Annotated in this window: 32 protein-coding genes; 5 read left to right on the forward strand and 27 right to left on the reverse strand. The window is 48.7% G+C overall.

The features are described from left to right. Window positions 1-80 precede the first annotated feature (80 nt). The 3 genes from CXF88_RS15600 to CXF88_RS15615 all read right to left on the reverse strand — a co-directional run bounded on the left by CXF88_RS15600 (window position 81) and on the right by CXF88_RS15615 (window position 3099). Window positions 81-1019 carry a ParB-like protein gene (locus tag CXF88_RS15600; RefSeq protein WP_022635571.1) on the reverse strand — a complete coding sequence of 313 codons (939 nt, stop codon included), beginning with the start codon at window positions 1017-1019 and terminating at the stop codon, window positions 81-83. Between the two features lie 60 nt (window positions 1020-1079). Further along, on the reverse strand, window positions 1080-2012 hold the full coding sequence (locus CXF88_RS15605) for a hypothetical protein (RefSeq protein ID WP_071681513.1): 933 nt from the start codon (window positions 2010-2012) through the stop codon (window positions 1080-1082). A 583-nt stretch (window positions 2013-2595) separates the two neighbouring features. Continuing rightward, window positions 2596-3099, reverse strand: a complete 504-nt coding sequence (locus CXF88_RS15615; RefSeq protein ID WP_071681517.1) for a DUF1643 domain-containing protein — start codon at window positions 3097-3099, stop codon at window positions 2596-2598. 96 nt (window positions 3100-3195) lie between these two features. On the opposite strand from CXF88_RS15615, the gene CXF88_RS15620 reads away from it, so the two are divergent. Further along, window positions 3196-3537: a hypothetical protein gene (locus CXF88_RS15620; RefSeq protein ID WP_071681518.1), complete on the forward strand. Its 342-nt coding sequence runs from the start codon at window positions 3196-3198 to the stop codon at window positions 3535-3537. A gap of 14 nt (window positions 3538-3551) precedes the next feature. On the opposite strand, the gene CXF88_RS15625 is transcribed toward CXF88_RS15620, so the two are convergent. Genes CXF88_RS15625 through CXF88_RS15635 form a run of 3 tightly spaced genes read right to left on the reverse strand, consistent with a single transcriptional unit; the run spans window position 3552 to window position 4591 of the window. Next, window positions 3552-4022 carry a hypothetical protein gene (locus tag CXF88_RS15625; RefSeq protein WP_071681520.1) on the reverse strand — a complete coding sequence of 157 codons (471 nt, stop codon included), beginning with the start codon at window positions 4020-4022 and terminating at the stop codon, window positions 3552-3554. Then, entirely contained in the window at window positions 4015-4386 is a 372-nt protein-coding gene (locus CXF88_RS15630; protein ID WP_071681522.1) for a hypothetical protein, read from the reverse strand. Before CXF88_RS15630 ends, CXF88_RS15625 begins: the two co-directional genes overlap by 8 nt. Before the next feature lie 10 nt (window positions 4387-4396). Then, window positions 4397-4591: a hypothetical protein gene (locus CXF88_RS15635; RefSeq protein WP_071681524.1), complete on the reverse strand. Its 195-nt coding sequence runs from the start codon at window positions 4589-4591 to the stop codon at window positions 4397-4399. A gap of 439 nt (window positions 4592-5030) precedes the next feature. On the opposite strand from CXF88_RS15635, the gene CXF88_RS15645 reads away from it, so the two are divergent. Together CXF88_RS15645 and CXF88_RS15650 are read left to right on the forward strand one after the other, a co-directional pair. Next, on the forward strand, window positions 5031-5381 hold the full coding sequence (locus CXF88_RS15645; RefSeq protein ID WP_013141682.1) for a type II toxin-antitoxin system RelE/ParE family toxin: 351 nt from the start codon (window positions 5031-5033) through the stop codon (window positions 5379-5381). Between the two features lie 5 nt (window positions 5382-5386). Continuing rightward, window positions 5387-5689, forward strand: coding sequence for an XRE family transcriptional regulator (locus CXF88_RS15650; protein WP_071681528.1), 303 nt, complete (start codon window positions 5387-5389; stop codon window positions 5687-5689). A 28-nt stretch (window positions 5690-5717) separates the two neighbouring features. Here CXF88_RS15650 and CXF88_RS15655 read toward each other — a convergent pair whose 3' ends face one another. From CXF88_RS15655 to CXF88_RS15745, 19 genes are all read right to left on the reverse strand, one after another. Next, the gene (locus tag CXF88_RS15655) at window positions 5718-6011 is read right to left on the reverse strand and encodes a chromosome segregation protein ParM (protein WP_071681628.1); all 294 of its coding nucleotides are present in this window, start codon (window positions 6009-6011) and stop codon (window positions 5718-5720) included. An 89-nt stretch (window positions 6012-6100) separates the two neighbouring features. Continuing rightward, on the reverse strand, window positions 6101-6373 hold the full coding sequence (locus tag CXF88_RS15660; RefSeq protein WP_013141679.1) for an HU family DNA-binding protein: 273 nt from the start codon (window positions 6371-6373) through the stop codon (window positions 6101-6103). A gap of 9 nt (window positions 6374-6382) precedes the next feature. Beyond that, window positions 6383-6808 (reverse strand): ATP-binding protein, encoded by a 426-nt coding sequence (locus CXF88_RS15665; RefSeq protein ID WP_071681530.1) that lies wholly within the window; start codon window positions 6806-6808, stop codon window positions 6383-6385. A gap of 68 nt (window positions 6809-6876) precedes the next feature. After that, entirely contained in the window at window positions 6877-7404 is a 528-nt protein-coding gene (locus CXF88_RS15670) for a thermonuclease family protein (RefSeq protein WP_071681532.1), read from the reverse strand. A gap of 15 nt (window positions 7405-7419) precedes the next feature. Beyond that, a complete protein-coding gene (locus tag CXF88_RS22115) occupies window positions 7420-7608 on the reverse strand; it encodes a hypothetical protein (RefSeq protein ID WP_071681535.1) in 189 nt (62 codons plus the stop codon). 25 nt (window positions 7609-7633) lie between these two features. Beyond that, the gene (locus tag CXF88_RS15680) at window positions 7634-8491 is read right to left on the reverse strand and encodes a hypothetical protein (protein ID WP_071681537.1); all 858 of its coding nucleotides are present in this window, start codon (window positions 8489-8491) and stop codon (window positions 7634-7636) included. After that, complete coding sequence (locus CXF88_RS15685) at window positions 8478-8708, reverse strand: hypothetical protein (RefSeq protein WP_081365501.1); 231 nt, start codon at window positions 8706-8708, stop codon at window positions 8478-8480. The genes CXF88_RS15680 and CXF88_RS15685 overlap by 14 nt, the downstream gene beginning before the upstream one ends. Further along, window positions 8708-9226, reverse strand: coding sequence for a nitrite reductase (locus tag CXF88_RS15690; RefSeq protein ID WP_071681544.1), 519 nt, complete (start codon window positions 9224-9226; stop codon window positions 8708-8710). Before CXF88_RS15690 ends, CXF88_RS15685 begins: the two co-directional genes overlap by 1 nt. After that, window positions 9223-9669: a Fe3+-siderophore ABC transporter permease gene (locus tag CXF88_RS15695; RefSeq protein ID WP_071681546.1), complete on the reverse strand. Its 447-nt coding sequence runs from the start codon at window positions 9667-9669 to the stop codon at window positions 9223-9225. Before CXF88_RS15695 ends, CXF88_RS15690 begins: the two co-directional genes overlap by 4 nt. Continuing rightward, window positions 9663-10028, reverse strand: a complete 366-nt coding sequence (locus CXF88_RS15700) for a hypothetical protein (RefSeq protein ID WP_071681548.1) — start codon at window positions 10026-10028, stop codon at window positions 9663-9665. Before CXF88_RS15700 ends, CXF88_RS15695 begins: the two co-directional genes overlap by 7 nt. 56 nt (window positions 10029-10084) lie before the next feature. Then, window positions 10085-10513, reverse strand: a complete 429-nt coding sequence (locus CXF88_RS15705) for a hypothetical protein (protein WP_071681550.1) — start codon at window positions 10511-10513, stop codon at window positions 10085-10087. Between the two features lie 32 nt (window positions 10514-10545). Further along, window positions 10546-11406: a DsbA family protein gene (locus tag CXF88_RS15710; RefSeq protein WP_071681551.1), complete on the reverse strand. Its 861-nt coding sequence runs from the start codon at window positions 11404-11406 to the stop codon at window positions 10546-10548. Between the two features lie 15 nt (window positions 11407-11421). After that, entirely contained in the window at window positions 11422-12381 is a 960-nt protein-coding gene (sppA, locus tag CXF88_RS15715; RefSeq protein WP_162598456.1) for a signal peptide peptidase SppA, read from the reverse strand. Continuing rightward, the gene (locus CXF88_RS15720) at window positions 12381-13232 is read right to left on the reverse strand and encodes a hypothetical protein (protein WP_071681552.1); all 852 of its coding nucleotides are present in this window, start codon (window positions 13230-13232) and stop codon (window positions 12381-12383) included. The genes sppA and CXF88_RS15720 overlap by 1 nt, the downstream gene beginning before the upstream one ends. Before the next feature lie 4 nt (window positions 13233-13236). Further along, window positions 13237-13530, reverse strand: a complete 294-nt coding sequence (locus CXF88_RS15725) for a hypothetical protein (protein ID WP_162598457.1) — start codon at window positions 13528-13530, stop codon at window positions 13237-13239. A 10-nt stretch (window positions 13531-13540) separates the two neighbouring features. Then, window positions 13541-14014: a hypothetical protein gene (locus tag CXF88_RS15730; RefSeq protein WP_013141668.1), complete on the reverse strand. Its 474-nt coding sequence runs from the start codon at window positions 14012-14014 to the stop codon at window positions 13541-13543. A gap of 97 nt (window positions 14015-14111) precedes the next feature. Then, window positions 14112-14633: a hypothetical protein gene (locus CXF88_RS15735; protein WP_071681555.1), complete on the reverse strand. Its 522-nt coding sequence runs from the start codon at window positions 14631-14633 to the stop codon at window positions 14112-14114. 2 nt (window positions 14634-14635) lie between these two features. Beyond that, the gene (locus tag CXF88_RS15740; RefSeq protein ID WP_071681557.1) at window positions 14636-15157 is read right to left on the reverse strand and encodes a hypothetical protein; all 522 of its coding nucleotides are present in this window, start codon (window positions 15155-15157) and stop codon (window positions 14636-14638) included. Between the two features lie 4 nt (window positions 15158-15161). After that, the gene (locus CXF88_RS15745; protein WP_162598458.1) at window positions 15162-15770 is read right to left on the reverse strand and encodes a hypothetical protein; all 609 of its coding nucleotides are present in this window, start codon (window positions 15768-15770) and stop codon (window positions 15162-15164) included. 265 nt (window positions 15771-16035) lie between these two features. Here CXF88_RS15745 and CXF88_RS15750 point away from each other — a divergent pair, with 265 nt between their 5' ends. Together CXF88_RS15750 and CXF88_RS15755 are read left to right on the forward strand one after the other, a co-directional pair. Further along, on the forward strand, window positions 16036-17151 hold the full coding sequence (locus tag CXF88_RS15750) for a phosphoadenosine phosphosulfate reductase family protein (RefSeq protein ID WP_071681559.1): 1116 nt from the start codon (window positions 16036-16038) through the stop codon (window positions 17149-17151). A 17-nt stretch (window positions 17152-17168) separates the two neighbouring features. Then, window positions 17169-17603 (forward strand): hypothetical protein, encoded by a 435-nt coding sequence (locus tag CXF88_RS15755; protein ID WP_071681561.1) that lies wholly within the window; start codon window positions 17169-17171, stop codon window positions 17601-17603. Window positions 17604-18582: 979 nt separating this feature from the next. Here CXF88_RS15755 and CXF88_RS15770 read toward each other — a convergent pair. Continuing rightward, complete coding sequence (locus tag CXF88_RS15770) at window positions 18583-19683, reverse strand: RepB family plasmid replication initiator protein (protein ID WP_022635569.1); 1101 nt, start codon at window positions 19681-19683, stop codon at window positions 18583-18585. Next, window positions 19668-19955 carry a hypothetical protein gene (locus CXF88_RS15775; protein WP_041573997.1) on the reverse strand — a complete coding sequence of 96 codons (288 nt, stop codon included), beginning with the start codon at window positions 19953-19955 and terminating at the stop codon, window positions 19668-19670. The genes CXF88_RS15770 and CXF88_RS15775 overlap by 16 nt, the downstream gene beginning before the upstream one ends. Between the last annotated feature and the right edge of the window lies 1 nt (window position 19956).

Consider the following 19956-nt stretch of genomic DNA (forward strand, 5'->3'; position numbering starts at 1 on the left):
GTCGGATGAAGCAGCTATTACCGCAACAATAGTTCCTCCTTCCAGCAACTGGATGGCATCCTCAACAGTACAGCGCCCCATTACTGATTACCCGCCAGATCCAGCTCTTGCTGGTCCTCATTGGGTTCTTCGGCCTTTGGCTCCAGCTCAGCCAGCTTGGCTTTCAGTTCCTGAAACGCATCGACATCTTCCCGGCTAAGAGTCAGAGTGAACGTTTCCCCGTCATCGTTCGGCTTGATGTTATCCAGGCGACTGGTGATAGAGCTCACGCCTCGGTGCATAGCCTCAACCACTTTTTTTCCCAGACGAGGACCTTTCTCGACAGACTTTTTGGTCAGTTTTTTTGGAGTCTTCTTACCGTCATTGCCAGTGGTTTGTTCTTCCTGTGCTTTTTTCAAGATCTCAACGGCGTTGGTGCCATGCTCGTTGTAGAGCTCCTGAGCATAGGTAGCGGCCACTGCCCCTTCCTGAATCATCCGTTTCAGCTCCAACGGCATCTCCAGAAGGGCACGAGCAATGCGAACGTGCTCAGCCGAGCGGCCAACACGTTGGGCAATCATTTGGTCACTCCACCCCCAGTTTGCAAGCCGGGCGTAGATCACGGCTCGCTCAAGTGGAGAAAGAGGGAGCCCATCGTTGCTGGTGGCGATCAGAAGGCTCTGTTCAGCTTCATCGCCTTTGTGCTCTACGACCTGCACGAACTGGATGTCCGCGCCTTCCTCGATAGCGAGTAACATGGCACGGCGACGGCGATGCCCTTCACGGACATATACCTTACCGTCGATAACCTTGACGATGATCGGCGGAACATAGTCGCCACGCTTGTAAGCATCGGCCAGAACTCGAATTCCAGCCTTAATATCCGGGCGCTCGTAGTAGTTCTCGCAGAAAGCACCACGGGTGTTAAACCCTTCCTCTTCAAGAAGAAGCTGAGGAGCGATAGTGAATCCATCCCCTTTTTTAAGTTCTTCGGGGGCGGTAACGCCTTTAAGAGCGCGGAGTGAATTGATAGCAGCCATTCGTTGGTTCTCCTTGTGACTTTCTCACTTTATAGCATCACTTTTTGATACTGTAAATATTCAATTTCCAACTCTGTAGCGGTCTACAGAGGATTCAAACAGCTTGACAGATACGTCTACACCACTTGCCACCAGCAGCTCACGCCACTGGCTACAAACCTGCTGTTTTAAGCCAAAGAACTCTTCGTTAACACGGGCATACTCTGCTGCCGAATTGGAGGCGGCTCGTTTTAGATCTGGCATCAGTGATTCAACGCGAGACTCTACTTTGTCCAGAGACGAACTAGCAGACGACAAGCTGAACAGCGAGAAGACGCTCCCAAAGTCGAAACCATCATTCAAACCGGCAAAGTCCATGCCTAGATCGATAAACTCTGTTGCCATTGAGTGGTGCAGCGAGCCCACAATGTCACGATGCTCCCCCAGGGTATTTGCGAAGGCTTTCACAGCTCTTTTCGCATCGTTTATTTCACTGCTGGCCGAGGAGTTGGACATCGACGACATGACGGAAATCCCCTTGTTGTCAGTCACAAGGTCGAGAACTTCCATTGATTGTGCTGACGAAACACTGGAGGAGGCCTCACTGATTTCGCGTAAGGCTTTTTGCCCCATGTCCACCAGTCGCTTATTGCTCTCGTGGAGCCGAGATGCAGCGTCAAGCCTATCCTGAGCTTGGGTGATTCGTTCCAGAATTTGGCTACCATCAATCGCTTGCTTAACAACCCGAGCAATCAGAGCCTCCTTGAGGCTTTCCCTCTCCCGATGCAAATTTCGTAAATTGCTGTTACAGCCTTTCAGTGCTGACCGTATAACGGCGATGTCCCTGCGAAACTGCCAGAATGTTTTGATTTTTTGCCAGAACCCCAACGATGCGCGCTGCCGACAGAACGCATCGTATTCCCCCCCTTTTTCTTTAACCTGACTAAGGGCACTGGCAATCCTATCCAGGTATTGCTGGTCTTTAGCCAAGTAATTTTGAATCTCTTGTTCCATCCAGTTCCCCCCAAAACTTTCACATGTGAAAGTTCATTCTTGCTTTGTTCTGCTAGTACAAAGTATTTTGCCTCAGTACCACACCTTATCCCCTTCCTGTTCACGCCCATTTTGGGCAATTACAGGCTCAATTGTTATAGGGTTATAAAGTGACCCTATAATAAACAAATAAAAACGGCATAGCCGATTTACGTTACTCTCCTTTGCTCCTTCCCCCGCATAGCGCATTACCAATGCGTGACGAAAAATCCTTCCATTCAGGACTGTTTCGGTAGTGTTCCTGTGTAGTTGTTTGTTCCTGTCCTGTTGATACAAATTGATCGAGAGCGTCCGGGCACGATGAGCAAACCCCCAACCCTTCCACTCGATTTACACGAAGCCAGTGGCATGGTTGACCATTTTCAACACAAGCATGATCATCTGTGCATCCGCACCCTATACATTTCGCCGTAAGCATAATCGCCTCCAAAAATAAATTCACACAATCATAGTATCATTATGTGATACTGTAAATATTAAAAAGAAAGCGGCCAAAGCCGCCCTTACAAAATAGTTGTCCTTTAGCTACTTCTTTACATGAGCTTCAATCATTACCATAGTTATTTCCCTCCCAGAGGGTAAGGCGTGTCGAGTATCCAAGCATCAAAGGATGTTTCGGATCTCCTGATCCAGTAACACCGAATGTCATGACCGGCTTACCAGATGCAACCAGCCGCTCAAAAAGTCTATCCAGATGAATGTGGAGAGGCTTAGGCAGTTTAGTTCGGCTCCCCCAACAGGGCACCAGCACATCAGCATCTCGAATAATCCTTTCCAGATGAATTTCATTTTCAGGCCCGACAGGATCAACCGCCGTAGCCAGCTCACGAACGTCGGTCGCCCGAAAAGCAAAAGCATTACCGACTATGAATCGCCTCCCTCCGTTGACCTTGGTAAACCCTATCCACTTTCTAACTGTGTGATCGTCCTCGGTGGCCGTGGCCGTAGAGCCGTTTACACCAAAATAACCAAACACAAGGCCTTCGGGTTGCACATCCCTTTCAAGACGGTATCGGTACATGCCGCACTTGCTGATAATTGCACTCAAAATATCACCTCTTTTTGTCTGAAAAACGCCTATTCACGGTTGCATTTTTTAATGCTGTGATAGGATTAAAGTGTAAATTGAAAAGGAGAAATAACCATGAAACATGTACTGAATATCGCGCTGATGGCTATTGTTGTTCTTGGACTAGCTATGCTTGAGGCGACCAACTGGGGTTACGCAGTGCTCGCTATCCCGGTAGTTGTTTGGAGCAAACCAGTGCTTAATCTTCTGCACAAACTGCCGGTTCTGGCGGCTGCTTTTTGGGTTCTGGTTGCTGTTTTCGCATGGCAAGCGGCTCTTGCTGGTATCCTGTTCTATGGCGTACTTGCTACCCCTAAAGCGCCAGCTCCAGCAAACACCAATGGCAAGAAAAGCCGCAAAGCCAATCTGATGGGCACGTATAGCTACGACTTTAAAACCGGCGAATGCTTTAGCTAAGACTGGCTCCACGGTTATTTCTCCTCAGCCTTCCTGATGGGCGCTCTCAGCGCTCTCAGGACAGCTTCTTCAAGAGCTGCGGCCCCTGCTCTATCACGACGTTTTATTAATGCCCCATATTGCTTCCTGATGGGTAACATCACCTCTTCGAGTTCATTGCGCTTCCTATCGTCGGCTTCAAGTTTCTCGCTCCGCGCCAAGGCTTCGGCTTGCTCGCTTTTTGCTTGCCACTCTATCTGGTCGCCCTGCACCTCCCATGCTTTAACGTAACGAGCATCATCCAGACCCTTTGCTCCGCTGTCTGAAAAAGAGGCCCCTGAGTAAATGCCACCGACAACCCAGCGCCTTTTGCTTTTGGCTTTTGAGAAATACATCTCACGGCCTAAAACGCCATCGCGCAAAGTAGCTACCGAGATAAAGAGCCCAGCGTCCCCTTTCCTAAATCCACAGAACACAAACTCAAGCGGTTCGTATAAATCACTCATGCTGATCACTCCGAAGAGCAGATAAGGCCTTTTCTGCTCGCTCCTGGAGGTCTATCAGTTCGGCAGCATCATGACCGCTCAATGACATGTCCCCGCCATAGAGGCGATACTCAACGCTGTCCATCGCCTGGCGAAGCAATCCCAGAAGAGCATTCACGCTTGCCGATGCTGATAGGGCGACTGCTTCACCTTTCAACTCCCGGCCATTAAATTCCGACCACTCGGCTATGCCTGTCAGTTCGCAACAGTTTGAGCAGGACATACTGGCAACATTCTGTGGATCGTCTGGACAGTGTTCATTGATGACAAAGTTCATCTCGTCACTGCCACACTTTCCGCAAATGATATGTACTTTTTTGCCCATGCTGCTGCCCTTAGTGGAGAGTTTGCTCTTCCACAACAATTATTCCGTCAACCAAGCTGATTGTCGCGGGACCGCAGTTACCCAGCACCTCAGCTTTTACTCCATTGTTCAACGCGACATAAAGCCGTCGCGCACCATTGGTAATGCGGATGCCTTTCTGATCGAGTTGTTCAATCATTTCTTCGTAGGTGATTTTTTCGTCCATCAGTTCTCCTCAGCAAGAATCTCGTTGATGAGGTTCTTTGCTATCAATCTGGCTTCCAAAGGGACTGCCAGGTTGTCAATTCCGTCTCTTTCGTGGGCAACAATGAGTTGCGCCTTCCAAGCTATCCCGGAAAGAGAAGCATCAGGCTCTTTACCTGAGTTTCTCATACATCTTGCGTTTCGGTACGCCGCCAGCCATTCAGGTCTGGCTGAGTTATAACACCCAAGGCCAGCTTTTCGTTGGAAGCACATTCATCTCGCACCTTTACAGATTCACTTTATGATACTGTAAACAATAAAAAGACGCCTTGCAAGACTTTCACATGTGAAAGTTTTCTTGTTTACACCTGCTCGCTTGGATCAAACCCCAGTCGTCGATTTTTCTTGATTATAGGTTTGAATCTATATAGTATTGCACCTATATTAAGTAAGGAGGAATCATGTGGGCCATCGAGACAACCGACACCTTTGATGAGTGGTTCGATGCTCTGGATGATACTGATAGAGCCAACGTCCTTGCTTCGATGATGGTACTTCGTGACAGAGGTCCTATGCTTTCGAGGCCATACGCTGACACTGTGAACGGTTCATCCTACAGCAACATGAAAGAGCTACGGGTTCAAAGCAAAGGAGATCCTCTCAGAGCGTTCTTTGCATTCGATCCAAAGCGTAAGGGGATTCTTCTCTGTGCCGGTAATAAGACTGGGGATGAGAAACGATTTTATGAAGTAATGATCCCAATTGCAGACCGTGAATTTGCGGCGCACTTGGATAAATTAAAGAAGGAGTAAACGTTATGGCAAGAACTCTTGACCAAATGCTGGCAACAGAAAAGCCTGATGTTGTTGCCAAAGCACAGAAAGCGGCGACTGAAATGTTGCTGAACATCCACCTAGCAGAGCTTCGCTCTCGCATGAAACTCACCCAAGGTGAAATTGCTGCTTCTCTGGGGGTTAAACAACCGACAGTCTCTGATATGGAGAAACCTGGACGAGATCTAAAACTTTCGTCCATTAAGCGCTACGTTGAGGCATCCGGCGGTAAGCTGCGACTCGATGTGGAACTGCCGGACGGCACCCACTACGGTTTTTCTGTTTAACATGCACTACGCCCCGGAGCGGGGCGTATTACTTCTCCTGATCTTCTTCTAGCCGCTTGCGGTATATCTCTCCTGCACGTTCCCTACCATCTTCGGTTAGCTTAAAAGCCAGCTTTAGAGAAGGGTTCCTGTACTTACTCAATAAACCATTCTCCACCAGCGTGTGGCATGATGTTCGGAAATTCGTTCCATGAATACCGCTATGACGCGATGAGTTGATCATCTCCAGTATTTTCACGCCAGGAACAGGCTGGGCTTTTCCACCAGCCTCAATTGCGTATAGAATGAACAGAACATCCTTCTGCGTTGACGACAGTCTCACGCCGCCCCCCTTATTCATGTCTGATATGAATAAGGCTCCCACAAAAGGAGCCTTATGTAAATCTTATTCATGTGTCACATGATTAAGAGCTAGTTAACGGAGTCTTTTAGCCCCTTACCAGCTTTAAACCCAGGTATCTTGGCCGCAGCGATTTGGATATTCTCACCAGTCTGGGGATTTCTCCCGGTTCGCGCAGCGCGTTCCTTGACTTGGAAAGTACCAAAACCAGTGAGCGCCACAGTTCCACCTGCTTTAAGCTCCTCTGTCACTGAGTTGATCAGCGCATTCACCGCAGCTTCGGCCTTTGCTTTGCTAATGTCAGCGTCTTCGGCCACTTTCATAATCAGTTCGCTTTTGTTCATATCGTCCCCTTAGTGCAAATTAATTTGAACAATTCGTTTGTTTTTCAATATTTGAGGATCTACATCCCCAATGTTTTGTGATGTTATGACTACCTTCATATCATGACTAATAGCCAGCGCCAGCACATGATCCAATTCATCGCCTTGTTGGTAGCAATGAATTTCGTCTATCAATAACGTTCCATTTTCCGTCGGTTGAAAATAGTCGCTACTGGAGAGCTTTTGTCCTTTTTTTTCCCAATAGAGTTCGATTATCTTGTCGCCCGATTCGTAAGGCAATCCAAGAGCTCTTGTGGCAAGGACACTTTTTCCTGTTCCTGAGCTACCGACCAGTAACGGAATTTTCCCTTGATTAAGAGCTATGCTTATCGCATTTTCTATCCCAGGGTTTCTGCTATCTATATCGGCCACAGCTTCCTGTATTAATTTTCTCATTCTTAACTCCTGCATTCGTGAATAAAATCGACTAAAACTTTGACCATCAGGTACAGCGCATCAAAAACTTAGTCTTTCCTACGCCATTCCCAAGGTGGGGTTCTCTCTGATTCTGGTAACGCCCAAAGGCCTCGCTTATCTGCTTTAGCCTCGGCCTCCAGCTTGAACAGCTCCGGTGTTTTGGCGTACTGCCGGTATACCCACGCACTACCAGAGCGAACCATTTCCGCATTGACCCACTTGCCATCGACATAGAGATTGGCAACCAGGCGGCCATAGCGGTCTTTGTCGATTTGCTCCACTTTGATCATTCGACCAAACACCAGATCTGATAAGGCCTGCTTCGCCTTTGAGCCGTATGGCTGCTTTTTCTCTGGGGTATCGATCTCCGCGAGCCTTACTCGGTACTGGATCTTGCCACTCCGGCAGTCTTTCCCGGTATCGCAGCTTTGTTCCGTTAGCACTTTGACCGTATCACCATCAGACACCCCCACAACCTTTGCAGTGAAGGTCTCTGCCCACACATGAGGAGCCAGCACCAGCATTGCTGATAGGAACGCTGAAATCCTCATCTTTTTCACAAAACCCACAGTCATAGTCACTCCACCAAATTAATTGTTTTTTTCAGCAGGCAATGCCTTGGCCCAGCAGAGCCTTGTCTCATTCACCTTGCTATCTACGATTCGACAAGCATCCCATTTAAGTGATGACCAGTTTGCTATGGTTGAGGCTAACCAGTACCAAGGTGCAGTAAACACCGGCTGCCCACCTTCCTTCGTTTTAAATACATGGTATCGCATGTTGTTTCTCCTGTTTGATTGAGGCTTATGCCTCGTAATAGAAATTCTTCGTGTCCGGGTAAGGCTTGAAGCAATGAGCTGTGGCTCTCCCCAGAGAAAGAACCGTAGCCTCAGCTTCCGGCTCTTCCTCGGTATCTTCATGAGACTCCCCACCAAGTTGCGTTACCCATTCGGCAGCGAGTCGCACCCCCTCATCAAACGGCACTTTGTTCTTTTGGAGCACATCAAGATAGGCAAGCAGCAAACAGTGAGGCGTGATGACAGAGGAATTCCAATCGGTTGCTAGACGTATATCGTTCATGTCAGCATACCAGGCATCGACTTGATGCTTTAATCCAACCTCGGCCATCATGCCGTGCTTACCGGCAACCTTTCTGCCTTCCTCTACCAAATCAACCGGGGCGTCCCAGTAGAGAACTCCCCCGTCCGCATCTTGGGTCGCACACGTTGCACCTTGCGGCCAATGCCTCCGTTCCATAATGAGCTCGCAGAGTGTTTGGTTGCCTACAGGAGCCTTGTAGTCCTCATCGAGATTCACCACGATGGTTTCCGGCTCCCGTTCAACAGGTGGCAGGTATTTTGCGACCAGAGGCATTGTCAAAATCACAGCCCCATCCATATGAAAGGATGTTGGTGCCTTCACTATCCTGTCTATCACCCAGCACCAAGCATGAAGCAACCGATCCTCCACCTTGTCGTCAGCCTCAATCTCTTGAACGAACTGGTTGAAACGAGCCTGACTGTCCAGAAACAGGCCTGTGCTTTGACACTTGTCGCTAATCGTATGAATGAGCTCTGCCTGCTCCAGAAGCATTTCTCGGGTGACTTCTTGTGCATCACCGAATGCGTCAAACAACTTTGTCATGTAGTCACGAATTTGCATGATCTTCCCCCTCGTCATCGAACTGCTTTGCAAGCTCAGGATCACCGGCCCAGCGAAGGGCGTCTCCCATATGCGTGAAAGCGCGTTTATTGTCATCCTGCTTATTCACCCTGACCGGCGTCTTTTGGTCACGAGGCTGTAGTAGCCAATATCCGGTCTCTTCCTTGATTAGTTCTGCGGCCACCAGCAAGCCGCTCTTCGTTGCAATGATCATCATCAGCTCCCGTGGTTAAGCCAGTAGGCATAGAAAGTGATCGCAAGCCCCCCAGCGAGAACAATGACTGCGGCGGTACGCTGGACCCACTTCGATGCACCAATCCGCGCAAGGAGCCTCCCAAGGAACTGGAATGGTGCCGTCTTTCCGATAGAGCGAATTATCCAGGTAACAGCAAGCATAAGCAGAGCCGTCGCGGGGTATATACCAATCCCTAAGAGATTCATCTCTCCGACCGCGAGCTGATAAATGAATGCAAACAGCATGGCTACCGCAGTCAATACAGCCACAACCTTGATCGCGTTCCGCCAGTCCCACGCTCGACGTGCGTCACTGGTAAAACTCACCATCGAGATCAGGAACGGCATGAATGGCAGGTTCATGCTGGTGGGTTTATCCATGAAGGCGTCAAGTCCCACAAACATGGACGTCATCACCACATAGAACAACAGGGCGGGGGCAAGCATGTCGCGTAAAGACTTAACCTGGTTGGTGTTCGCGTTTTCAGTATTCGTAGTCATCTGGCTTGCCCCTTTAACATTCCCCATAACTGAGAGTGAAGATCAGCGATTACCTTGTATGTCCCCTTTACTGCTGGTTGCTCAAGGGTCTTGAGCATCCACAGAGCAATGAACAAGCTGGCAAATAGAGCCACCATCAACTGGATGTTATGACCACTCAAGTAGGCGGCGTAACCGTTTAGACAGGCACTCAATAACAGCCACACTCTAGCGGCCATCAGTCCCCATCGGTGATAAGTAACGAGCAGATAGGCTGTTACGACAGAGCAGAGTGTCACTGCTCCAGAGGTTGCAAGGTAGACGACCCATGAACTGGCCTCACCAACAACGTAAGTACCACCAACGGAGAAAGACAGGCCAAATATCCAAATTGCCGCGTTCCGGAGCAGGGCATCGACAATGATGTAACTTGCAGCGAGGTTGATTATTCCGCGTTTTAGCATTCTCCCCCCCCATCTTTCTGATAGCTTTCAAGCTCAACTTTGAGCCTACTAATTTCTTCCGTGGCTGCGGCCAATTGCTCACGATACTTTTTTAACTGCTGATATGAATGCCAAGACTGTCCTTTTGATACTGACTTTGTGATGGCGGCGACCTCATCCGGCGTCAAACGTGTGAGCTGTTCTTCCGGATAGATCAGGATGGTGTTGCTGTCCCAGTCAAAGCCAGCGTGAATAGCTTTGACCCCCACAGTAGGGGTTCCACCAATCCCACCTGGCTGGTGGATGACTAACCTCAAAGGCGCTGAGGCCTTGTGAGGATGAAGGCTATCGAGGGCCTCTTTTGCTTCTTGTAACTCCATAGGTTCACCTCATAGTGAAATCAGGCCCCGGAGAGCCTGACTTTCACATGTGAAAGTTAATTTGCTTTCTGCTGTCTGGCAGAAACCTTCAAGGCCAGCACCTTTTGCATATCGGGCTGCTGGAAACGAATCTTGGTCCGTTCAGGCCAAGAGTCCATCTCATGGCAACGCAGGGTGTCTATGGCTGCGTCACGATAAACCTGATAGAGATCGGTTCCACCAATGGAGTTAATTGCCATCATTGCTGCAAACATCGGGTTGCTATTCATGACTCCGGTAAAACTCTCAGGGGTCATCGGGGTATTGCATGACTTGTTAAGGGCCACCAGCAGGTCATTACCAACCAAAGCACATGCCTCACATAACTGTTTTGTATCATCCAGAGCCATCTTGTATTCGTTGCTTGGCTGAGGGGCGCTGGAACAAGCCGACAGGACAAGCAGCCCCCCAAGCAAACATCCCAATTTAGTTGTTGTATTGATCATCAGTTCTCACTCCACTTTCACATGTGAAAGTTTTATTGGTTCGCTGAGTCGTCTTGTTGCGACTCAATCATCATTTTTCGCATCACCGCCATGATGGCTTGTGCTGGTTGAGCACCACCAAGTAACTGACTCTTACCTGTCTGGTTGTCTACAACAAAGGTGGCTGGAGTACCATTAACGCCGTAACTCTTGGCTTTCTGGATGTCAGCTTGAACTTTATCTTCGTACTTGCCAGAGCTGAGGCACTCACGGAAAGCATCCAGATCAGCACCTACGCCAGTGACAACGGAAGCAAGGTCTTCAACGCCGCGCCCGTTACCTTGGGAACGCTGGAATACATCATTAATAAAGACCCAGAAGCCTCGGTTGCCTTTCTGCTCTGCAATACATTCGGCGGCCAGAGCTTCCTTGTGAGCAGCCGGGTTATGGAAATCGAGGGGCATGTGCTTCCACTGCCAGTTCACATTCCCTTTACTGGCATCCACAATCTGTTTTGGTGTGTCATGAAATTGCTTGCAGTACGGACACTCCAAATCAGAAAACTCCACCAGCGTGAATCGGGCACCAAGGTCCCCATAGATGTGCTTGCCATCCTCAACCTTTTCGGGAGCCCCCTCAAACTGGGCATACTTTTGATCGATGTCCGATTGCTGTTTTTGCTCGACAAACTTGTTGATGCTTGCCGCCACAGCCGCATCAAACTCGGCTTTGCTCTTGAAAGTGACGCCTTCGGCATCCTTCACCTGGTTCACAGTGGATTTCACGCTGGCGATTTCTTGCGCCAGCTCTTTCTCTTTCACGAATTGGTAAATCCCGAAGCCGGTTCCTACAAGCCCTAAAAAAACGGCGGCAATAACCCCGATGCGTAGTGTTTTGGTACTTTGTTCTGTCATATCAAATTGCTCCTATCAGTAAACTTTCACAGCGCTGAGTTCTTGCACGAACGAGTTGGCTTCGAGCTTGGCTCGTTGAGTCAGTCTCCGGATGATGTCTTCGGTTGGTGTGTAATCCACTAGGCTGGTCTGGTGAATGACGTCTCGCGCCACTGAGTTCAAACTACCCAGCCCATCAATCAAACCAATCTCTTTGGCCTGCTCACCATTCCAGAGCAATCCAGAAAACACCTTTTGGTCGTCTTTCAGTCGTTCCCCCCGACCAGCCTTCACTCGCTCGATGAACTGCTGGTGGGTTTTTGATAGAACTCCTTCCCAGAACGTCTTCATATCAGCGGTAAGAGGGGAGAAAGGATCGAGAAGTGCTTTGTGCTCTCCGGAGGTGATAGCCCGTCGCTCAATGCCGAGCTTGTCCATCAAGCCGGTAAACCCGAACCCGGAGCTGATAACGCCGATAGAACCAACCAGACTGGCGCGGTCTGCATAGATTTCATCCGCCGAAGAGGCGATGTAATAACCGCCTGAGGCACCAATGTCATCAATGATGGCGTAAACCTTTTTCTCCGGATGCAGAGCCCGTTGCGCCTTCACCTCTTCATAAATCCGTCCAGCCTGAACAGGGCTACCTCCTGGGCTGTTTATGCGAAGAACTACCGCTTGAGAGTTAGGGTTGTCGAATGCAGCCTGAATGGACGGAATAAGATGGTCCGCGTCTGCCAGCGTTCCTGCTGCAATCTCGCCACGGATGTTGATGTAGGCGGTATGGGGAGCTGCTGCTTTGGCGCTTTGCCAAGGCATTCCACCTGGATTGGAAGCTAGGATGATGAAGCCGACCATGAGAAGTACGAAGCCTGATGCACGAAGCACACGCAACATTGTCCGCCAGCGACGATCTTTCACTTGCTCTTTGTGAAGGGTGAACATGTATTTCTCAATGAGTTCTCTCTCCCAGGGGATTTCTTTGTTTTCTGCCATTAGTCGTTCCTTTTGCATGTTTCAATAATCTGTCCCCAGAACTCCTCATCAGTGCTATCAGCCCGATCTTTGACTTTCTGGTAAACAAGGTTGCTGTTGAGCTGATGCTCACGACAGAACTGAGCAATATTGCTGTAGGTTCTATCCTGGTAGGTGAAGGGTTTTCCTTTACCTTTTTTCTTGGAGAGGATGAGTTTCCACTCATCATTGGTGAGTTTTTCTGCGGTCTTTCCGGTATCCGCAATGCGTCTCCGCACTGTAACCGGATCAAGTCCATGTGCTCTGGCTATACTGGCAATGCAATTGAATTTCCGACCATCAATCATGACAGTAGGCAAATCACCAGAAGCCGCTTCCTTGAACCGGAACCCTCTGTAACCAGGTTTGAAGATCCCTGGAGCAAGTTGTTCACGGAACTCTATTGCTTGTTCTGACCGAACAAATTTGCTGTCGATCTTGCTCAGCATATATTTGGCCCGAGCTATCACTTGGTAGAGAGTCTTTTCCAAGAGCATGGCATCAGCAGCTCGACTCGGAAGACCAATATCATCTTCTTGCTCGATACCCAGCATTTCTGCATGGCTGGAGCCTTCTGCATGTCGAAAACACCCGTCATACTCAAAAAGAAAGGAGGCCAAACCTCCTCTCAGCTTTGCTTTGAACCGGGTATTGGCCGCATTCTCTGGCGCTGGAGCCAGAGAGGATATTTCAATCCCTAATTTGGAGGCCAACGCTCGCAGGTCTTCCTCTCCAATCCTGCAACCGGGCTGCATGATCTTAGCCAGAGCAGATTCATCACCGCCGCGTTCTTTAAGCTCAGCCAAGAGATAGGGAGCTCGTACTAGCCCCATAAGCTCAAGCCCCCTGAATCGCGTGGATCACAAGCTCACAGAGCTTCCCGTAAACAGGTGCAATACAGAGTGAAGCCATCACCATACCAAAGGCTTTCGACGGGGCTTCTTTAGCGAATTTAGTCAGCCACGGCATCATGCCGCATAAAGCTGCAACCATAGCGCCAGCCATCCCCTGGGAAGGGAAAGCAAGCGCTTGGGCCAGAATGAAGATACACTGGGCGTATGCCGCATGGGTCATCGCTTTTTTATCTTCAACTGTGAATTCCACAGCATCTACGTTTTTGATTTTTTCCATCACATTTTCCTCATGCAACATCAGGTTTTCCGAAAAATTTCTCATACACTTCGAGGTCAAAGGCCAACATAGTCTTTGCTGCCTTTTCACTGAGCTGGTGGAGACTGAGCATCTGAACTTTGTTAGTACCAGTCACTTGCAGGTCAACTGCGAACCAGGTTCCACCTTCGGCTACTGCCAGAACTTGTACCGCCCAAGGTTTATCAAGTCTTTCTGCCGGGGTAAGCATGTTCGACACTTTTGCAACCGTCGCGGTTGAACCTACCCAGTGCTTGTCGAACGCAATGACGTTCAACGTTTCAAAAGCATTCTTCGCAGCCTTGAAACGACTCTGGACAGCATCTTGTTGCTTCCAAGCCAAGAACTGGAGAAGGGTTATTCCACCAGCCATAAGGGTGATAAAGCTCAACCCATTAGCGGCAGCTACAACTGTTGCCATCAGGGACCCCAACATGACTAAGCGGTTATGTTTAAGTTGAGCCACGATTCACCTCCTATGCCAACCAGCGTACAGGACTTTTTAAAAATGCAACCCCGCCTAACTGCCCAATTCGGGCAACCGATTTTTCACAAAAAAACTTTCACATGTGAAACTTTCCGCCACAGGAACAGGAGGGTTTTACCTGACCAGAACGGATCGATTGGTAGCGGTGCCACAGCTTGACCACTTCTTTTTCGCTAAGAAGGGTTGTTTTGATGTAACGGACTTTATCTCCGTCTGCTGTTTCCACAACGGTTCGGACATAGCCGTACTTGGCAACGGGCACTTTGTACTTGTGTGACAGAATTACCTGATAAACAGAGAGCTGGATAATGTCTGACTCATAGATGTGGTTTATCTGACGTAACTTTGTGTCCAGGGGGATGAGAATTCCTCTCTTTGTTTGGTACACCTGATCAACCCTGCCGTGCATTGGCACCGGCAGAGTGGTTGATACATCCTGCTCGGACAGAAACAAAGTGGCTGATCGTAGCTCCGGCGGCATGTTCTCTGATTTCCACCACGCCCAGGTGTCTCCAATACCGCGCTTGCGCCACTGGTCCACTTTCGCAATGACGAAAGGGGCGATGATCAGGACGAATATCCAGAGAGCTGCCTTCATGACTACCTCCGGCCCCTAAACCACTCAGGATGATTAGATACATCCATGCCTTTAACCTGCGATGAGAATGCCAACACCTCTTGGCTCGTCAGGACGGTCTTAGGAGCCCGAGCAATGAAAGGCCTCAACAATCCAGAACCGGCGTAAATGTTGATTACCATGTGCAATCGCTCTGCTGCCCCTGACACTCTTCGCCAGCTCCGGTAAGTTTCCGTTGATTTGGCATAGCCGACCAAGGCCGGAGCCAGCGTATCGGACTCCTTAGCATTCAATTTTCCTTTTGCAGCCTTTGATACGAACTCAGCGATCACCGAAGCCAGCATGTCGGAGGTAAGGTGAAGGGGGAGTTTTATGGTGTCGAAGTCAGCCTGCTTGATTGTGAACAGACGGATGTGATCGTTACGATAATCACGTACATAGATGACATGACTCTCAAATGGATTGGAGTGGTTAAAGGCATCCATACCCCAGCCAGCAGCCTCAAGATGTGCGTTTGACACTGATTTGTCGTAATCAAATTCCACGCTATTATTCTCCGTCTTGTCGTTCAGGAACTTTCACATGTGAAAGTTTTCCGTCGGTCATGATGTCCAGGACAGCTTTGCCCAATCTCATCCCTTTATGGTTTTGAACAGGGTCTCCCTTGTAGAAAAATCCGGGCTCGTTATCGGTATGAAATACCCCGTGAGGAATGTTGTCGTGATCGCCAAGCCACATGCGAAGCCTAAGATCCACCAGCCAACCATCATCCAGGACAACCCAAAAATGAGGTGTAACGATGTCCTTGGTCTGTTCGTTTCGCACAAATCCATACATGCAGTCATGCGGGACACCAGCTTCGTTCAGTAGGTGACTTACCGCCCATGTCATGCCGTCACATTCCATTTGGCAGTCGTCAAGTGTCATAAGGACAGCTTCCAGCTCTCGGTGCCACTCTGTCATCTGTTTAGCCACTGGCTTCACCACCAGCTCGTTTTTGTTCTCAGCCAGGATGATGTCATCTTCATCAATACTGCATTCGTCTATAGCTTCTGAGCGGATGGATACAGCTTCATCCCAGTCATCGCTTGAACCAAAAATGCTCCAGCCCTCAAGCCCGTAATTAACCCATATGATGAACCGCTTAATCGCTTTCATGTGCGGCCCCCTTTATCCGTGCAATGTTCCCACATACTCATCTCCAAACTGTAAACCCACCAAAAAACCACTTTCTAATGACTTTTAACTAATTGCGACAGGTGCCACCTGAACACCAATCACCGAAAAACCACCTTTAGATTGCTTTTTGGTGCTTCTCAAGTTCTCCTGAGTGATTAGTCGATCTGAAAACTTTACTTTTCATAGTATCATTTTATAATACTGTAAATCATAAAAACAACCCAGTAAAGAAAAAAAGCGGCTTATGTTAAAACGAGAAAATCAACGAGATCTGTTCGATGACAAGGTGATCTTGCCATCCTTGGAATCGGTTCTTACCGGTATGTCTTCAAAGCAGGTTTGTGATGAAAGAACAACGTATTTCTCTGCTCCGGATGTGGACTTGAGTTTGTACGACCACATCATTGTTTGTCTGTCAGGTGGCAAAGACTCAATTGCTGCGTATCTGCGACTGGTAGACATGGGGGTTGATAAGTCAAAGGTGGAATTCTGGCACCATGACGTTGACGGGCAGGAAGGTAGTTCTTTGATGGATTGGGCCTTTATGCGTGATTACTGCCGTCAGCTTGGGGATGCACTGGGTATCACAATGTACTTCTCATGGCTTGAGGGCGGTTTTGAGGGGGAAATGCTCAAGGAGAATACCTACAGCCACCCCCATCGCGTAGAAACGCCTGAGGGGCTTCTGGTGCTGCCTAGAGACCATAATAGATCTAAGCCTGGCACACGCCTTCGTTTTCCACAGCAATCGCCGTCATTGCAAACACGTTGGTGCTCATCTGCCTTGAAGATTGATGTGGGCCGTAGGGCGATTAATAACCAGGAGCGCTTTAAGGAGAAGAAGATCCTTTTTATCACTGGTGAGAGACGTGAGGAAAGTGCAAACAGATCGAAGTATAACCAGCTCGAAGCCCATGCTTGTGACAGAAGATATGGGAAGACTGCACGGTTAGTGGACGCTTGGAGACCAGTTCTCCACTGGAGCGAGGAGCAAGTCTGGGAGGTGATAGAGCGTCATCGTATCCTGGCTCCAGTTCCATATCGGCTTGGCTGGAGCCGGTCGTCATGTATGACTTGTATCTACAACTCACAACGGATTTGGTCCACGATCCGTCACTACTGGCCTGATAGAGCTTGGAATATTGCTCGGTATGAACAAACCTTTGGTGTAACGGTATCAAGGAAAAAAATTGACGTTATTGATTTAGGTTCTGCTGTTGCGCCGATACATATAAGTGATATTGAAGCGTTGGAGCAGGTATCCAGAGAAAGTTACACACTCCCTATTTTCGTACCTGAGGGTCAGAGGTGGGCTCTTCCTGGTGGTGCGTTTGGCCGAGAGGCCTGTGGTTCTGATTGATTTGTGCTGAGGTGGCAATGTTTGATTTTGTTCTTTTGGTGTTTTTGGGCTTAGTTATATCTACTGTGCTGGTGCGCCGTTCTTCGCGGAAGGCAATGGATCTTGATTTGACATGGGTTCAGTCTTTTAAGGTAGTGCTGGTGCGAGGAATCGTTGCTTTAGGTCTGGGTTTTGGAATAGGCAAACTCGTATTTTTAAGTATCCAGTACGGTCTGTTGAGTGAGTCTGTTCTGAGGGATCATTCTTTTGTTTCTGTGGTGGTAGTGTTGCTCTGTGGTCTAGGTTCGTTCGTTGCATATCAATGGATCGTTGGGCGGATCTCTGGAAGATCAATACGCATTACCTCATTGATCAAAACAGTGCTGTATGAGTCGGGTTACTTTGTGCTGTCTATGTTTGTATTGTTGGTGATACTAATCGTGTTTGGCCTATTGCACGAGACTTTTTTCTAAAAAAACAAAGGTGATTACTTTTTGTTCAGCGATCATAAGGATAAATATAAAGATCTTTGATCTTTGTATAAAGGATTAAAAGCGGTTAAAGATAGGTTAGCCGCTCTAAATATGCCGTCAACGCCTTGATATTATTGAGAATCCCCTGTTTGTACCGTGCAAAGAACCCACATAGTTACGTGCAGCGTTCCCATAGGTTGCCGTGCAGTGTTCCCATATGCCTCTGGATCTTATCCACTGTTATCCACACGGAACCCCCTTTTTTTCCACAAAATCTTTAAAAAACAGACCGTTCGTGCAGCGTTCCCATATATTTGTGTTGTCGTTCGTGCAACGTACCCATATGTTTTCCCTTAAACGTGCAGTTGCCCCATATATTTTCTACTAACGTGCAACGTACCCACATATCAAATTTGGTCGTTTTTTGCACCGTGCAGCATACCCACATGTAGTCGTGCAGCGTACCCACATACCAACCTCGTGCTTATACACAGGAAATGTGGATAACTTTTAGCCTTTCTCAGCGTGAACATGGTCACACTTTGGACTGTCAGGGTAATTTTGACCACTTTTGGTGTTTGTCCTGTCCTGTCAATCTTTGTTCTGCTTTGTCAATCGTGCAACGCTCCCATATATCAAACCCCATAACGTGCAGCTCCCCCACACATCAGTCCTTTAAGTATCAATGTCTTACAAGTTCAGCTTTGGTCTTGCGAGACTCCCTATTGCAGAGTTTCTACCGAGCTTGCACGGTTTTAAGGTTGCACCGTTATTTAACGTGCAACAAACCCATATATAGAGCGAAAGTCCCCGCTGCATATGGTCTCCAGTTCGTTGTATACGTGCAGGTTTCCCATATGCCGATGTCATCCCGTTTTCTGGATTTGACTGGAAGCCTTGGAGATCGAATTTCCTCTACGCATGAAAAAAGGCGCATCAGCGCCTTTTTCATGATCCCTCAGCAAGGAGATGCTGGCAGCTATCGTCCCTTACGCTGGCGCTCATCAATGATGTCGTGATCAATCATGCCTTGCTTAATGGCTCTTAGTTCTGTTTGCTGCTTACGCTTGTTGGATGCCATTACCTGCTTCACGAAGTTCTCGTGAGGCCTTATGACGTAACGCACGTCGATGACTTTGCGGCCATCCTTAATCTGGTTCGCGTCGTAATCACTTATGACCTCTTGTTTGATGAGAGCTTCCAGCGCGAGCTTCATGGCCCTGACGTTTTCTGGCATACGTGGGCTGAGCTCACGAGGGCTCTGGGTCAGAAAGCTGATAAGTGATGGCGTGTATGGCGAATCTGGGGATGCTTGAGTCCAGTAGTGACTCATTCTTTTGTAGATGTACCGGGCGAGAGGGGAGCGGATTTGCATTCCGATCTTGTAGTTGTACTGACGAAACGACAGATTCATGATCGATTCGTTTACCAGAGGGTTAAACTGCACATAGCACCTGGCGTTACCACCTTTCTTACGGAACTCACCTCTGGTGGTCAAGCCCACCATCGGGAAGAAGCTGGAGCTGATGAAGGCTTCGCCGTCATTACTAATACATTCGAGTGTTGCACCGCGACAAACTTGAATGGCTTCCTTGATCTCGTTCAGGTTGTAACCGTGACCCATCTTTGACAGCTCTTTTTGGAGTTCGTACAGAGTGAACATAACTCCGGCTTTGCCTTCGATCATGTGTCCTTTGCCGTTCACCGCGAGCTTGCGTAACGCATCCTCAAGGATTTCCTCTCGCTGTCCTGCATAGATCAGAACGGTTCTACCGTCATCTTTCTCGATGATGGCTGGTTTCACTTTTACTGTGAACTGCTGACCTCTGATTGAGCATTGTCTCGTCACTACAGCGTTAGAAAGGTCTTCGTGTTCTCTCTTTTGGTCCCAGATGTACTTGGGCAGCGCATCGTAAATTTCGATGGTGTTGGAGTAGTCGTCCTTTTTGGCCGGAGACTCAATGATCTCAAACAGGCTCATTTGTGGTGAGTCTTTGATTACGTCTAGTTTCTCCACGTCTTTGTCTTTGGTTCTCTTGCTCATGATTGTTCCGTCGATACTATCTAGCTGGTGGTCCATGCCGCCAGCAGTGTCAATACTCCCGCTGCTACCGTTGCTGCAAACACTAACTGGTAGATGCGACGCTTAGCCCCCGCAGCACTGTTCATGAAGCGCAGGGCAGCAGCTTCATACCGAAAATGGGCGAACTCACCTCTAAGGGTGTTATCGGTTCCCTGTGGCGATTGTGGGCGTTTTGCTGGGGCAGGGCGAGGATGCTTAGCAAATCTTTTTATCATCGTTTCGCATTTGCCGAGCTTCGCCAGCTCAGTGGCCGCTACAGATACTGTCATG

Origin of the sequence: Shewanella sp. ALD9 (assembly GCF_002836315.1) — a bacterium.
GTDB lineage: Bacteria > Pseudomonadota > Gammaproteobacteria > Enterobacterales > Shewanellaceae > Shewanella.